This window comes from Exiguobacterium sp. ERU653 (genome assembly GCF_018617775.1).
In the GTDB taxonomy this organism is placed as follows: Bacteria; Bacillota; Bacilli; order Exiguobacteriales; family Exiguobacteriaceae; genus Exiguobacterium; species Exiguobacterium marinum.
The window spans coordinates 82,352-96,308 of the sequence record NZ_JACSKV010000004.1 but is presented as its reverse complement, the minus strand read 5'-3'; the positions used below and the strand labels follow the sequence as shown (position 1 = coordinate 96,308).

Annotated in this window: 15 protein-coding genes; 10 read left to right on the top strand and 5 right to left on the bottom strand. The window is 43.9% G+C overall.

Features of this window, described 5'->3' with window-relative positions; translation table 11 throughout:
* Window positions 1-9 precede the first annotated feature (9 nt).
* On the top strand, window positions 10-411 hold the full coding sequence (locus tag KNO95_RS13035; RefSeq protein WP_214879234.1) for a hypothetical protein: 402 nt from the start codon (window positions 10-12) through the stop codon (window positions 409-411).
* Between the two features lie 14 nt (window positions 412-425).
* Here the strand turns inward: KNO95_RS13035 and KNO95_RS13030 are convergent, their stop codons facing one another.
* A complete protein-coding gene (locus KNO95_RS13030) occupies window positions 426-635 on the bottom strand; it encodes a YdiK family protein (protein WP_015880600.1) in 210 nt (69 codons plus the stop codon).
* Between the two features lie 16 nt (window positions 636-651).
* On the bottom strand, window positions 652-1,347 hold the full coding sequence (locus KNO95_RS13025; protein ID WP_026824438.1) for a CPBP family intramembrane glutamic endopeptidase: 696 nt from the start codon (window positions 1,345-1,347) through the stop codon (window positions 652-654).
* A 213-nt stretch (window positions 1,348-1,560) separates the two neighbouring features.
* Here KNO95_RS13025 and groES point away from each other — a divergent pair, with 213 nt between their 5' ends.
* The 3 genes from groES to KNO95_RS13010 all read left to right on the top strand — a co-directional run bounded on the left by groES (window position 1,561) and on the right by KNO95_RS13010 (window position 5,030).
* Window positions 1,561-1,845, top strand: coding sequence for a co-chaperone GroES (groES, locus tag KNO95_RS13020; protein WP_015880602.1), 285 nt, complete (start codon window positions 1,561-1,563; stop codon window positions 1,843-1,845).
* 39 nt (window positions 1,846-1,884) lie between these two features.
* A complete protein-coding gene (gene groL, locus KNO95_RS13015) occupies window positions 1,885-3,519 on the top strand; it encodes a chaperonin GroEL (protein WP_214879232.1) in 1,635 nt (544 codons plus the stop codon).
* 215 nt (window positions 3,520-3,734) lie between these two features.
* Window positions 3,735-5,030: a competence protein CoiA family protein gene (locus KNO95_RS13010; RefSeq protein ID WP_214879230.1), complete on the top strand. Its 1,296-nt coding sequence runs from the start codon at window positions 3,735-3,737 to the stop codon at window positions 5,028-5,030.
* Window positions 5,031-5,185: 155 nt separating this feature from the next.
* Here the strand turns inward: KNO95_RS13010 and KNO95_RS13005 are convergent, their stop codons facing one another.
* Window positions 5,186-5,470 carry a hypothetical protein gene (locus KNO95_RS13005; protein ID WP_214879228.1) on the bottom strand — a complete coding sequence of 95 codons (285 nt, stop codon included), beginning with the start codon at window positions 5,468-5,470 and terminating at the stop codon, window positions 5,186-5,188.
* A gap of 259 nt (window positions 5,471-5,729) precedes the next feature.
* Here KNO95_RS13005 and KNO95_RS13000 point away from each other — a divergent pair, with 259 nt between their 5' ends.
* The 6 genes from KNO95_RS13000 to KNO95_RS12975 all read left to right on the top strand — a co-directional run bounded on the left by KNO95_RS13000 (window position 5,730) and on the right by KNO95_RS12975 (window position 12,265).
* Window positions 5,730-6,770 carry an HNH endonuclease gene (locus KNO95_RS13000; RefSeq protein WP_214879226.1) on the top strand — a complete coding sequence of 347 codons (1,041 nt, stop codon included), beginning with the start codon at window positions 5,730-5,732 and terminating at the stop codon, window positions 6,768-6,770.
* Complete coding sequence (locus KNO95_RS12995) at window positions 6,757-8,613, top strand: DUF2075 domain-containing protein (protein WP_214879224.1); 1,857 nt, start codon at window positions 6,757-6,759, stop codon at window positions 8,611-8,613. The genes KNO95_RS13000 and KNO95_RS12995 overlap by 14 nt, the downstream gene beginning before the upstream one ends.
* A gap of 531 nt (window positions 8,614-9,144) precedes the next feature.
* The gene (locus tag KNO95_RS12990; RefSeq protein ID WP_214879223.1) at window positions 9,145-10,092 is read left to right on the top strand and encodes a sugar-binding transcriptional regulator; all 948 of its coding nucleotides are present in this window, start codon (window positions 9,145-9,147) and stop codon (window positions 10,090-10,092) included.
* A gap of 4 nt (window positions 10,093-10,096) precedes the next feature.
* Window positions 10,097-10,795 carry a ribose 5-phosphate isomerase A gene (gene rpiA / locus KNO95_RS12985; RefSeq protein ID WP_214879222.1) on the top strand — a complete coding sequence of 233 codons (699 nt, stop codon included), beginning with the start codon at window positions 10,097-10,099 and terminating at the stop codon, window positions 10,793-10,795.
* Window positions 10,792-11,760, top strand: a complete 969-nt coding sequence (locus KNO95_RS12980) for a Gfo/Idh/MocA family protein (protein WP_214879221.1) — start codon at window positions 10,792-10,794, stop codon at window positions 11,758-11,760. The genes rpiA and KNO95_RS12980 overlap by 4 nt, the downstream gene beginning before the upstream one ends.
* Window positions 11,744-12,265 carry a VOC family protein gene (locus tag KNO95_RS12975; RefSeq protein WP_214879220.1) on the top strand — a complete coding sequence of 174 codons (522 nt, stop codon included), beginning with the start codon at window positions 11,744-11,746 and terminating at the stop codon, window positions 12,263-12,265. The genes KNO95_RS12980 and KNO95_RS12975 overlap by 17 nt, the downstream gene beginning before the upstream one ends.
* 43 nt (window positions 12,266-12,308) lie before the next feature.
* On the opposite strand, the gene KNO95_RS12970 is transcribed toward KNO95_RS12975, so the two are convergent.
* Together KNO95_RS12970 and KNO95_RS12965 are read right to left on the bottom strand one after the other, a co-directional pair.
* Window positions 12,309-13,016 carry an ABC transporter permease gene (locus KNO95_RS12970; RefSeq protein WP_211781819.1) on the bottom strand — a complete coding sequence of 236 codons (708 nt, stop codon included), beginning with the start codon at window positions 13,014-13,016 and terminating at the stop codon, window positions 12,309-12,311.
* Window positions 13,013-13,861 carry an ABC transporter ATP-binding protein gene (locus KNO95_RS12965; protein ID WP_214704122.1) on the bottom strand — a complete coding sequence of 283 codons (849 nt, stop codon included), beginning with the start codon at window positions 13,859-13,861 and terminating at the stop codon, window positions 13,013-13,015. Before KNO95_RS12965 ends, KNO95_RS12970 begins: the two co-directional genes overlap by 4 nt.
* Between the last annotated feature and the right edge of the window lie 96 nt (window positions 13,862-13,957).

Genomic DNA, 13,957 nt, shown 5'->3' with positions numbered 1-13,957 from the left:
AGGGGTATGATGAGGAAAAAACTATTGTTGGCATTTCTTTTATTCAATCCAATCGTATTTTTGATTGGATGGTGGAATGGGGAATGGGTGATGATTACAGTGGCGGGATTCGGCGTTATCTTCCATGCACTTTACCAGGAGCAACTCGAACAGTTCGACGAAGAGGAGGTGAAGTCATTGATGCAAAATATCGATTCGAAACTCGTCTCATCGATTGGTTTTCTTTCAATTTTTAGCCTTTTTGTCGTCGTCTGGTTTTTTAACGAGATGACAGTTCCGTTGCTTGATACGATGTACGTCGTGTTTGGTGTTATCATGACGCGTCGTGGTCTGTTGATTCGTAGTGCCGTACTCCATGAAAAGATTGATTTGACGAACGTCATCCATATAAAGAAAACCCCGAGCTCGTAAGACTCGGGGTTTCATTATGCGGATTTGTCCGTGCCTTCTTTTTTGACTTTTCGGGCGAGTGCCAAGATTTGATACACTTTGAAAAAGTCGTAAGCGGCGACGGCGATGATAAAGTACGTCCAGAAGCTGAAGCCGTACTCTTGTACCGAGAAGTACGCGAGGACGGTGAACAACACACCGAACGAGAGACTGAAGAGCATCATCACTTTTAGTTGTCGCGGCATAACTGCCACCTCATTTCTACATTAAAAATAGTACGAGCATCACGAGCGCGTTGTTGAACGCGTGGATGGCGATTGGAACGATCAATCGTCTTGTCTTCGCATACGCATATGAGAACGCGAAACTCATCGCGATATAGACGAGGAATCGATTATCTTGGTGGATGAGCGCGAATAGGATCGAACTGACCCCAAAGGCGATCCAGAACCCGAAGCGTGCATTCAAGTTCCCGAACAAGATGTGACGGAAGAGAATCTCTTCGATGATTGGTCCGAGCAAAATAACCGGCAAAATCAGGAGTGGAATGACTTCCACCATCTCGGCAATGTTTTGCGTGTTCATCGATTCGACGAGGTCACCAGAGATGGCCGTCTCAATCAAGTTCGCCACGATGACGAGCCCGTATTGCATCAAAATCCCGAGCCCGATCCATTTGACCGTGTCGTTCAAGTTCGATTGGATGCCTTGCGCTTTGTATTGCTTCAAATCCGGCCAGATGAGCAGGATTGACAGAACAATCGTCACACCGAATCCGATGGCGAGCCAGAGCCCGACGAACGTTTCCGTTAACCATTCCGGTCGTACTTCAGTGAGGACGAGCGGGAATAGTTGAACGAACGCATAGAGTAAAATCGGGGTGAGGTGCCGGAGACGAATGTTAGGCGCCATCGAAAAACGGGTATTTATCGATTGGTTTGAGTTTAGTGTAGCCAATTCAACACGTCCTTAATCATAAGAATAAACCTACCTTTTTCTCATTGTAACAAATAAGTTCTCTTGACCGCGAGTAAGAGCATTTTTTAATGTATCCTACTTGATTTTTTAATCGTCGCATACTACACTTAACAATGTTAGCACTCCTTTTAACTGAGTGCTAAAACCTTACGATACACATTACATCATTCATATTCGGAGGAGGGTTTTTCCATGTTAAAACCACTAGGCGATCGTGTCATCATCGAAGTCGTGGAGAAAGAAGAAAAGACGATCGGGGGCATCGTGCTTCCTGATACGGCGAAAGAAAAGCCGCAACAAGGGAAAGTCGTCGCAGTCGGTACAGGCCGCGTGACGGACGAAGGCAAGCGCATCGATCTCGACGTGAAAGAAAATGATTTGGTCATCTACTCGAAGTACGCAGGTACCGAAGTGAAGCATGATGGAAAAGAGTACTTAATCGTTCGCGAGAGCGACATTCTCGCAATCGTAGGCTAAGCACCATTATTCAAAAACTTTTTTAGGGGGAAATGAACGATGGCAAAAGATATTAAATTCTCAGAAGATGCACGTCACGCGATGCTTCGCGGCGTCGACGCACTCGCTGACGCAGTCAAAGTAACGATTGGACCAAAAGGACGTAACGTCGTCCTCGAGAAGAAATTCGGTTCACCACTCATCACAAACGATGGTGTGACAATCGCGAAAGAAATCGAACTCGAAGACCGCTTCGAAAACATGGGCGCAAAACTCGTTGCTGAAGTCGCGTCGAAGACGAACGAAGTCGCAGGGGACGGTACGACAACAGCGACAGTCCTCGCACAAGCGATGATTCGTGAAGGGCTCAAGAACGTCACAGCGGGCGCGAACCCGATGATCCTTCGTAAAGGGATCGACAAAGCGGTTCGTCGTGCACTCGAAGAATTGAAATTGATTTCAAAACCAATCGAGTCAAAAGAAGCAATCGCACAAGTTGCGGCCATCTCGGCAGCGGACGAAGAAGTCGGTGAATTGATCGCAGAAGCGATGGAGCGCGTCGGGAACGACGGTGTCATCACAATCGAAGAATCACGCGGCTTCACGACAGAGCTCGACGTCGTCGAAGGGATGCAGTTCGACCGTGGCTACCTGTCACCATACATGATCTCAGACTCTGACAAGATGGAAGCGTCACTCGACAACCCGTACATCTTGATCACAGACAAGAAAATCTCAAACATTCAAGAAATCATCCCAGTGCTCGAGCAAGTCGTGCAACAAGGGAAGCCGATCTTGATCGTCGCAGAAGATATCGAAGGAGATGCACTCGCGACACTCGTCTTGAACAAACTCCGTGGTACGTTCAATGCGGTAGCCGTCAAAGCACCAGGATTCGGTGATCGTCGTAAAGCGATGCTCGAAGACCTCGCGACACTCACAGGTGGTCAAGTCATCACAGAAGACCTCGGTCTCGACCTCAAATCGGCATCACTCGACATGCTTGGTCGCGCATCGAAAGTCGTCGTCACAAAAGACACAACGACTATCGTTGAAGGTGCAGGGAACGAAGAAACAATCAAAGCACGCGTTCAAACGATCCGTAACCAAATCGAAGAGACAACGTCTGACTTCGACCGTGAAAAACTCCAAGAGCGTCTTGCGAAACTCGCAGGCGGCGTAGCCGTCGTCAAAGTCGGTGCAGCTACGGAGACTGAGCTCAAAGAGCGTAAACTCCGCATCGAAGACGCACTCAACGCGACACGTGCGGCCGTTGAAGAAGGAATCGTCGCAGGTGGTGGTACGGCGTTCATCAACGTTATCCCGGCCGTTCGTGCGTTGCTTGCAGAAGTGACAGCGGATGAAGCGACTGGTGTGAAACTTGTCCTTCGTGCGCTTGAGTCACCGGTCCGTCAAATCGCGGAAAACGCGGGTGAAGAAGGTTCGGTCATCGTCGAGAAACTCAAGAACGAATCAGTCGGTGTCGGATACAATGCGGCAACTGGCGAATACGTCGACATGATCGCACACGGGATCGTCGACCCGGCGAAAGTGACGCGTTCAGCACTCCAAAACGCAGCATCTGTCTCAGCGATGTTCCTCACAACGGAAGCCGTCATCGCAGACAAGCCAGAAAAAGATGGCCCTGCAATGCCTGACATGGGCGGCATGGGTGGAATGGGCGGAATGATGTAAGTCATGCGCCTTTACAGGAACCATTCATCAGCGAAAGCTGGTGGGTGGTTTTTTGTTGTGAGTGATAATTCAAAATGATTAAAGTCAGTTAACTATTTTTCTTCTCTAAGGATTATATTTTTAAAGTGATATCGATGTTATATAATGGAATAAACGAAACTAAAAAGTAATATAATGTATTTTAATAATCCGTTTTAATTAGGGAGGGATTGATTTTGCAGGAAGCGATATATGAGGGAAAGAACGTAACTTTATCAGTTTTATTAGATGAAAAGCGAGAAATTCGTGAACTGAAAAAGAGTTCGGCTAAAGGGGCGTTTAGTTGCCCATATTGTAATGAAACGCTTATCATAAGGGCCGGGAGTGATCGGGTACATCACTTCTCTCACAAGCAATCAAAATCTTGTGAACTTTCTATTATTGCTACTGAAAGTGACAAATATCAAGAGCAGATTAAACGAGAGTCGAAACAGCATTCAGTTATAAAAAACTTTATCCATGATGAACTGAAAGCTCAACAAAAACTAAATAAAGAACTTGAAGTTGAATACGGTTTTGTAGCAAAAGCGACTGAAAAGTGGCGTTACTATCCTGATATTATCGTAAAAAATGTGGATAAAGAAATTGCGATTACGGTGCTTACCAATGTGACACAAAATCGAGATGAAAAATTGGCTAACCAAATTATTAAACGGAATACATACTTTAACGAAAAGGGACTTATACCCATTTGGTTCATTGAAAATACAGAACAGTCGATTGATTTAGGGCGTCATGTGATCCACCTTTGGGAAGCTGAGTTAAACCTTGCGATGAAGACTCCTGAAGATTTAATGTGGGAAACATTATTGAATGAAACAGCGCGTGATCAATCCTTATTTGAACTTTTCGATTATCATCATCAAAATACTCCGAATCTTTATAAGGTTCGAAGCCTTTACTATATCCAATCTAAAGAAGATAGTATTCAATTCTCTGTTCGACGCTTTATTGAAGATGAGCAAAAAAGTCCATTTCGAGCATTTGCCTTAAATGGAGGATACGAAATCAGTCTATCTACTGCCTTGTTGACTACTCAAACATTACAACTAAGCGACCCTAAAATCGAAATGCAACTAAGAGATTCCTTTCTACAAGAATTGGAGCAGAAGAAAAATGAATATATAGCGAAACAAAAAGAAATCGAAGACGCAAATAGAACTGAATTACTAAACAAGCGTTACGATTCATCAAAACGCCAAGTAAGCTCGAAGAATTTGCTAACAAAAAGTCATTTTCGAACGGCAATTTTGGAATATATCAAAACTTGTAGGTTAAGATTGATAAATGCTGACGATGTAGCAGAGTATCTAGTGCTCAATGGTGCTTCAAATAAGTCTTACAATACAGGCCGCTACAAAATTTACTCAGACGTCTGTGCTTGTCTTGATCAATTAGTCGAAGAGAACGTAATTGAACTTTCGTCAACGGGCGGGCAACGAGATAGAACGTATGCTGTAAAAACTATATAAAATCATTAAAATGCCTAGAAAGAGCAAAGTATAGAAGCGAATCCGAAATGACGTGTTTGATAACAGACTCTGTTTGTTTGAGAGTATTAAATGAAAATTCAAATCACCTATACATTTCAATCTTGAGATGTATAGGTGACGTATTGTTTAAAACATTATTGGGCTTGTCTTCCTTCGAAAAGTCGTTGTAGAAAAAAGTTTTCCTTCTCTGAGCGAAGACCTTGAAGATACTCCAAATGGTCAATTTTTTGAATCGAACCGACGGAACGCTTTTTTGTTCCTGGCATTTCAGTGATGACTTCCATCACGTCGACCGTGGTCGAACCGCCAGGCATTACTAGATATCTTGCTACACTAATTTCTTTTCCTTTCCCTACATGTCCATAGCGCACAACTGCTTTCCAATAGGACCACTCTGTAATCGCCTCATTAGTATTCATAATTTCTCATCCCTTCTTCTAATGTTCATTGAATTGAAAGTAAATATTCGACTACGTTATTAAGTTGATTTTAGAAAACGAACGAGAATAAGGTATGTAATAAAATTGACTAAGGTTAATATTTTATGAGGTGTAGTTAAAAGCTCAACAGACAAAAGTGAAAAGACGAAAAATCAAGCAGTGGCCTCGTGTAGTATGAAGTTACGACGAAACTATATTAATACATGATTTAATTTCTAACAGAGAAGGGGAGTTTGAAATGGCCACACCGATTACAATTTTTAAAAACAATCAGAAACTAAGGGAAGAGTCGAATATTCAATTAGCAGCAACATTCTTCTCAGACCTTTTAAATTTAAATAAGTCGAAATGCTTTAACGCGATTGAGAGAGGTTATACATATAACATTCCATTTTTTGACCAAGAGGATGAGTATCGATTTATTGCTCCAAAGGATATTGCATTAAAGAGAAAGATTGAATTAGAAGAGAGAGACCATCATAATGCCCGTCGGATTTGGCTCATCCCAGCAAATCCGAATGAATATGATTTAGAGAGTGCTTTCGGTCGATATGATTTTTTACATTGGAGACGGTCCTTCAACTATGAGAATGGGGACATTCTATTTATCTATCTGTCTGGCCATATTCAGAAAGTACGTTATAAAGTTGAAGTAATTGAAGGGGTTGTGCGCTCTTCAGATGTGAGTTATGATCGTACATTTCGGAAAGGTGAGGTTCAGTTTGAGGATTCTAAAGAATTGGACTGGTCTCGCATTCGTTTGTTAGACGAAGTAGACAATGACCTATTGTCTTTAGAATATTTGCGAGAAAATGGATTGAAAGGGAATGTTCAAGGGTCGATGAAGTTGATAGGAGAATTGAAAGACTACATCACTTCGTTTTTCGACAAAGATTTAACCGCTGGGTATTATGCAGACGAAGTGCCAGAATTTTTAGAAGAAGGCAAACGAAAAATCGTTTCAGTTAATACGTATGAACGTAACCCGCTCGCACGTAAACGATGCATGGAGTACTACGGGGTGAGCTGTCAGGTTTGCCAAATCGATTTCGAGCAAATATATGGTGAAGTCGGTAGAGATTTTATTCATGTGCATCATATTAAACCACTTCATGACATAGGACAGAATTATGTGGTAGATCCTATAAATGACTTAAGACCGATTTGTCCAAATTGCCATGCGATGCTACATCGAAAAGAAGGTGGCGAGTACTTAACGATTGAACAGCTGAAAAATAGAATAAAATCTAACCTTGGAGGAAATCATGATCATTTATAACGAACCGAAGTACATGTTTGTAGAGCACATTTTAGAAAAAGAAATTAGTTATATCCTTAGCAAAAACATCGAAGAAAAAATGAATCGACGCGTTAGTGCTTCCGAGATGACTTCATGGGAAAACTCACTTTCAGAAATGATGCGAGTCATTCGAGGAAAATCGATACCTGATGACGTAAATATTCTTCTTGAGTTTAATTTACCATCAACTCAAAAACGAATTGATTTTATTATTGCGGGGAAAGATACGGATGGTCAAAAAAATGCAATTATTATAGAACTAAAGCAATGGGCGAAGGCTGATCTCGCTGACGGAGATGGTATCGTCCAAACCGCATTTCACGGTAGAACCCAATCGACCGTCCACCCTTCTTATCAAGCTTTATCGTATCGCCGGTACTTAGAAAATTATCTCGAATCGGTAGATCCGATCGAGTCTGATATAACACTTGATTCATGCGCTTATTTACATAATTATATTCGGTCAAGGAAACATGAAAATGAACCTTTATTGAATGATAGATACAGCCATTATTACAAGGAAGCACCGATTTATTTCAAAATGGATGACCTTCATTTGGAAGATTATGTAACTAAACGAGTCGGTGCCGGTCAAGGGTCAGAAATCGCGTCAGAAATTGAGACAGGAAAACTGAGACCTTCCAAAAAATTAGTAGAAACATTAAACCTAATGTTTGAGGGGAACGAAGAGTTCATTTTGTTAGATGAACAGAAAGTTGCCTATGAACAGATTTTAACGATCTATACTGAGCATGTGTTACATACAGACGAGAAGTATGTTGTATTAATTAAGGGAGGACCGGGAACTGGCAAATCTGTAATCGGTTTAAATGCTCTAAAGGCACTCATGAATGAACAGGCATTAGTCGAGTATATTACGCCGAATGCAGCTTTCCGAGAAGTCTTACGAAAAAAACTGGTAAGGCAAAAGAGCATGATTGAAATTCGAGATATGTTTAAAGGTTCTGGTTCTTACGTAGATACTCAAATGAATAAAATTGACGTACTAGTTTGTGATGAGGCGCACCGATTAAAGAATCATGGACATATGCAACGAAAAATTGAAGGAGAGAATCAAGCAACTCAAATTATTCGAAGTTCAAAAATGAGTGTTTTCTTCATTGACGATGAGCAAATGATTTCGAAGAAAGATATTGGGTCCTATTCGTTGATTAAAGAGGAGGCCAAAAAACAAAATGCAATTATTCACGAATTAACATTGGATTCTCAATTCCGGTGTGGTGGTTCAGGTAACTATATTGAATGGGTGAATGGAATCTTTAACAATGAAGAGATAATAGAATTAGACGGGTCATATGACATTCAAGTGCTAGACTCACCACAGGAATTAATTGATGAGGTCGTGTCGAAACGTGATGGTCGCGTTACGGCAGGCTATGCATGGAGTTGGACAAAAGAACGAATAGATGGACAGCTTGTTCCAGATGTTCAAATTCCTGAACATGATTTTGCAATGCCTTGGAATGATTCGAAACGTCTAGACTGGGCAATCCATCCAGATGGAAGAGAACAGATTGGATGTATTCATACAGTACAGGGCTTAGAAATGACATATGCAGGTGTAATCATAGGTCCTGATTTAGGTTATGATCCACAATCAAGACAATTGATTGTACGGCGGGAAGAATTCAAAGATAGTGGCGCTAGACCGGCAAAACCGAAAAAGAATGAAATGGACGCTCTTAATCGGCTCGTGAAAAATACGTATCGCACATTAATGACTCGTGGGATGAAGGGGTGTTACGTGTATTGTTGTGATCCTGAATTACAAAAATATATGAAGCAGCGTATATCTTTATAGTCCTTAAGAATAGCAAGTTGACTGGAAGTATGTTTACTTGGTTGTCATTTCTTTTAGATACGTTGTTCTGTACAGGATAGATAAGAAAGAGAAATTACAAAATCATCGTATGTAGAATTAGATAATGTGAAACTTCCCTCCCTTTTGTTCGTAATGAGTAAGAAAGGGGGGTACTTCGATGGCGCCACGTTGTACGAATTGTCGGTATAGATGGAAAGCGAGAGAGGTATGGTCACTCGGGTTTTCAAAAGACGGAAAGGCGTGTTCGAACTGTGGACACACACAATATATTTCTGGTGAAACGCAGCGTCTGTTTACATTAGGCTATTTGAGTCTTCTGTTTGTTCCATTTCTTCTAGTTCGAATCCGACTAAGCGATGAGAATAATCCTTTTCCATAAACCGTTTGAATATGAGACCTGCGTCACGACATCGATCGTGACGCGTTTTTTGTGTCTTCTTGAAATCAAATGCACCCAAATTTGCACAAATGTTCGTTTAAGTGTACATTTGTGCAAAGGGGTGTGACTGAATGTCAGAAGAACTGAAGAGGCTTTACGAAGTAGCGCACTTGTATTACGAACAGAATCAAACACAATACCAGATTGCGGAGACGCTCGATGTCAATCGGGCAACCATCAGCCGCATGTTAAAACGCATTCGGGATTTAGGGATTGTGAAATTTCAAATCGATTATGATCGCTATCAATCAATTGACGTGGCAGTTCAACTAAAAGAGCAGTTCGGTCTAAAGCATGTCATCTTAGTGCCCGAAAAATCAGGACAACGTGAAGAAACGTTACAGCGTATGGGGGAAGCGTGCGCAACATATGTCGAGTCGGTGGTGACCGACAACGATGTGATTGGCTTTTCTTGGGGGACAGCACTCGCTTCCGTCGTGGAAGCACTCAAACCGAAAGAGGCGTATTCAACTATCCAATGTGTGCCACTCATCGGTGGGCCAGACGGAAAACTCGAAAGTCGTTTCCATGCGAACACGTTAGCGTATGACGCCTCACGAAAATGGCGTGGACGTTCTAAACTAATCGATGTTCCTGCTATTTTACCGAATGCTGCCATCAAACAAGCATTGACGCAATCAACACATGCTCAGGAAGTCGTGGAGCTGTGGGGGCGGATGAACATCGCCCTGTTTGGAATCGGTTCGGCCCAACTGAACCAGGAATCCAACTGGTTGGCTTTCTATGGCCAAACGTTTACCAAAGAAATAAACGAACTCCAAATCATCGGAGATCTTTGCTCGCACTTTTATAATCAAAATGGAGAGACCGTGACCACTTCGTTATCGGATCGAACAGTCCATATTGAGCATCAACAACTCGCAAAGGTCCCACTTAAAATCGGGGTAGCCTATGGAAGTGAGAAAGTAGATGCGATTCGAGTCGCCGCTGAGCATCAGTTACTTGATGTCATCGTGACAACCGATCGCACGGCCCAAAAACTGTTACAGGGAGAATGAACAAATGGATGTAAAAGAGAAGTGTGCGGAAGCCGCGCTCCCTTGGATTGAATCAGGGATGACAATCGGTCTTGGGGGTGGCAGTACGATTCAACACCTCATCAATAGGATTCATGCGAATCAACTGGACGTAACTATCGTGACACCTTCATTTGTGACACGACGCGCTTGTTTGGAAAAAGGAATTCGGGTTGTCGAGACAGGGGATGTCTCAATGATCGACCTTGCCTTTGACGGTTGTGACCAAGTCGATGCTCGACACCACGCCTTAAAAAGCGGAGGTGGGATTCATACAGAAGAAAAACTCATCGCGACGATGGCAAAGCGATACGTATTACTAGTAGATGACTCTAAATTTGTTGAACGATTGACGTTTGATCATTCGGTTGTCTTAGAAGTTCTTCCACAAGCATTCACCTATGTGAGCGAGAAAGTCCGAGAACTCCCATGGGTAATATCTCTACAAGTTCGTCAAAGTTTGAACAGTGACGGGGCCTTGGTGACCGTGAACGGAAACCGATTACTCGATGTGGTCGTCCACCCGTCTGAAGATCCAATTGAGGTGAACCACCAGTTATCTCAAGTACGTGGCGTGGTTGATACGTCCTTGTTCACAGATGTCGTCACGCACGTCATTGTTGCATCGCATCACGATCATCGCGATACAGTCGTCTATTCAACAGAAACGGGGGAAGGGAAATGAAGCAATGGGGAATCATTGGACCAGGTACGATTGCGACAGAATTCGCTCAAGCACTCGCGCAATCAGATGGTATTGCCTACGGAGTGTGGGGACGAGATGTAGAAAAAGCCGAACAATTTGCGCAAAAATATAGTGTAAAAAAGGTCTATCAAACGTTAGATGAGATGTTATCTTCACCTGACATCGACATCGTCTATGTGGCGACGCCTCATCATCTTCACTATTCGATGATGGAACAAGCCATCGCACATGGAAAGCATGTCCTTTGCGAAAAAGCCATCACACTAAACAGTGAAGAGCTCGAGAACATTCAACGTCTGGCTGATGATCAAGGGGTAGTTGTGCTCGAAGCGATGACGATTTATCATATGCCGCTATTTGAAGAGTTGAGACGGCGTGTTCAGGCAGGTGCAATCGGACGAGTCAATATGATTCATGTGACGTTTGGCAGTTATAAAGAAGATGATCCGTCTAATCGTTTCTTCAATCCGGAACTGGCTGGGGGTGCGATGCTCGATATCGGGACGTACGCCTTATCGTTCGCTCGAAATTTCTTGGACGAAGAAGTAGTGGAAGTGTTGACGACGATGAAACCATACAAGACCGGGGTCGATGAACAATCGAGTATGATCCTTCGTACGGGTTCTGATCAAATGGTGAACATTACCCTTGCGATGCGTACAAAGTTACCGAAGCAAGGAGTAGTCGCTGGAGAAGACGGGTACATTACCGTCAATTCGTTTCCTCGTGCAACGGAGGCGACCATCACGTACACGAAAGATGGCTCGGTTGAGACCGTTCAGCTTGGGGAGACGGAGCAGGCATTACGCTATGAAATTGACGCGGTGCATCGTGTCATTTCTGGTGAAGCTGACGAGACGCGACTTTATTCACGGGATGTGATGACGTGGATGGATCGGATCCGTCAACAATGGAAGGGGACTCATCATGAACAGAGGAATTGATCACATCGGCATGACGGTGCCTTCTATTGAGGAGGCAACTACTTTTTTGAAGGACGCGTTCGACGCTGAGATTTGCTACGACGTGCAACGTCCAGAAGATGAGCCGATGGAAGGGGAAGAGGCGGAGCAACAACTGGACTTACCAGACGGACAACAAATCATCCATATGCGACTGCTTCAAATCAAATCAGGACCGTCTATCGAATTGTTTCAAGTCGCGCGAGTAAATGAAACCGAACCGACAGGAATCTCATCGTACGGCTTACATCATTTCGCGATTTATGTGGATGATATGCAAGAGGCGGCTCAGCGCTTTGAACGTGCGGGTGGACAGTTGTTATCAAAACCACACCCGTTAGCCGGCGTCGAAGACAATGGGGATAACCAAGGTGTATATGGGAAGGCACCATGGGGATCGCTCATCGAGCTGATTGCCTATCCGGATGGAATTGATTACCCTGCGTCGAGTGAACAGGAGCGTTGGACACCGGCGGAACATAAATGAGTGTATACGAAAAGAATCGCCCTTTTCGCGGGCGATTCTTTTTTCAATCCGTCTGCTTACGATTATACATCACGACGCTACCGACGAATGCGGCAAGCGCCCATGCAGTGAGCAAACCGAGCTCTAGCCCGACGGCACCGAAGTTCGCACCGTCTTCCACTTGATGGGCCACATCAATCAAGAGCACGTTCGGTAAATACTCGAGTACTCCGATGATAGCGAAACGGTCTTGTAGTGGCAACAACATCGGTGAGAACGAGAAGAAAAAGAACGGCAACATGACAATCAATGAAGCTTCCATGACCGTCTTCGTCATCAAGCCGAACATCGTTCCGATTCCGATATAAAAGAACGTCGAGACGATGAGCGCGAGGGCGATCACAGCCAGATTTTGCGGGGCATAATCCATCAAAAATGACGAGGCTACGATGAGGATCATCGTCGTCACGAATGTGAGAGCACTCTTTCCGAGCAAGATGTCGAGCGTGCTCGCCGGGGACAACATGAGCCCGCGAAGCGTGTTTTTCTCCTTTTCTTCTGCAATCAATGCACACTGCACGAAGATGGCAACAAGGCTGAACGTGATGTTGATGACGAAGTACGTGATGTCGACGCCACCGTCACCGATTCGCGAATAGAAGACAGCGAAGAAGAGCGGCATGATCAAGGTCGACGAGACGAACAAGTTTCGAGACAAATCTTTATAGTCTTTTTGGAAAATGGCGAGTGCGCGTTTCATTGAAAAAGTCATGATAATTTCCTCCCTGTCACTTCGATAAAGATGTCGCCGAGTGTCGGCTCATTGGAGTGGATTGACGCGATATTTTTAGCACGCATCTGTTTATGGAGCCAGTCCGCGCCTTCGTCGGTTTGCGTCACTTCATGCGTCTGACCGTTGTTTAATTCGACAAGCATCGATCCCGTCGCATATTTCCTGCGCAATACGTTCGGTGCATCGAGCAGTTGAATCGATCCTTGATGTAAGAAAGCGACACGGTCACACAGCTCTTCGGCTTCTTGCATGTCGTGTGTCGTTAAAAAGATGGTCGTCCCATTAGCCTTCAACCGTTCAATCCCTTTATAGATATGTCGAGAGTTGACCGGATCGAGAGCCGATGTCGGTTCATCTAAAAACAGGAGCTCTGGCTCATGAAGAAGGGCGCGTGCGAGCGTCACCCGTTGCAACATCCCTCTAGAGAGTTTGTCGATGCGCTTTTTCCGTTCCCCGCTAAGATTGACCATGTTCAATACTTCATCAATCCGGGTCTTCGGTTCATCATAGAGGTCGCAATATAAGCTCAGGTTCTCTTCTATAGAAAGTCGTGTATACAGACCACTATTGTCCGTCAACACACCGATGCGTTTACGGTACTGTTCTTGTTTCAAGTCAGCGACCGGCACGCCGAAGACGGTAGCATCCCCAGCCGTCTGTGCGAGCTGTGACGTCAGAATTTTAATCGTCGTCGTCTTTCCAGAACCACTCGGTCCCAAGAAGCCGAACACTTCTCCTTTTCCTACCGTAAACGTCACATCATGTAACGCTTCTTCGTTTCCAAACAATTTCTTCAACCCGTTCACTTGAATGATTGGTTCCATTCCCGTTCCTCCTTGTCGATGTCATCTTGCTTGCCTCTATCGTATAAGGAATAAAGGAGGACCGCATTCAAATGGCGATAAATGGCGCTTATCATG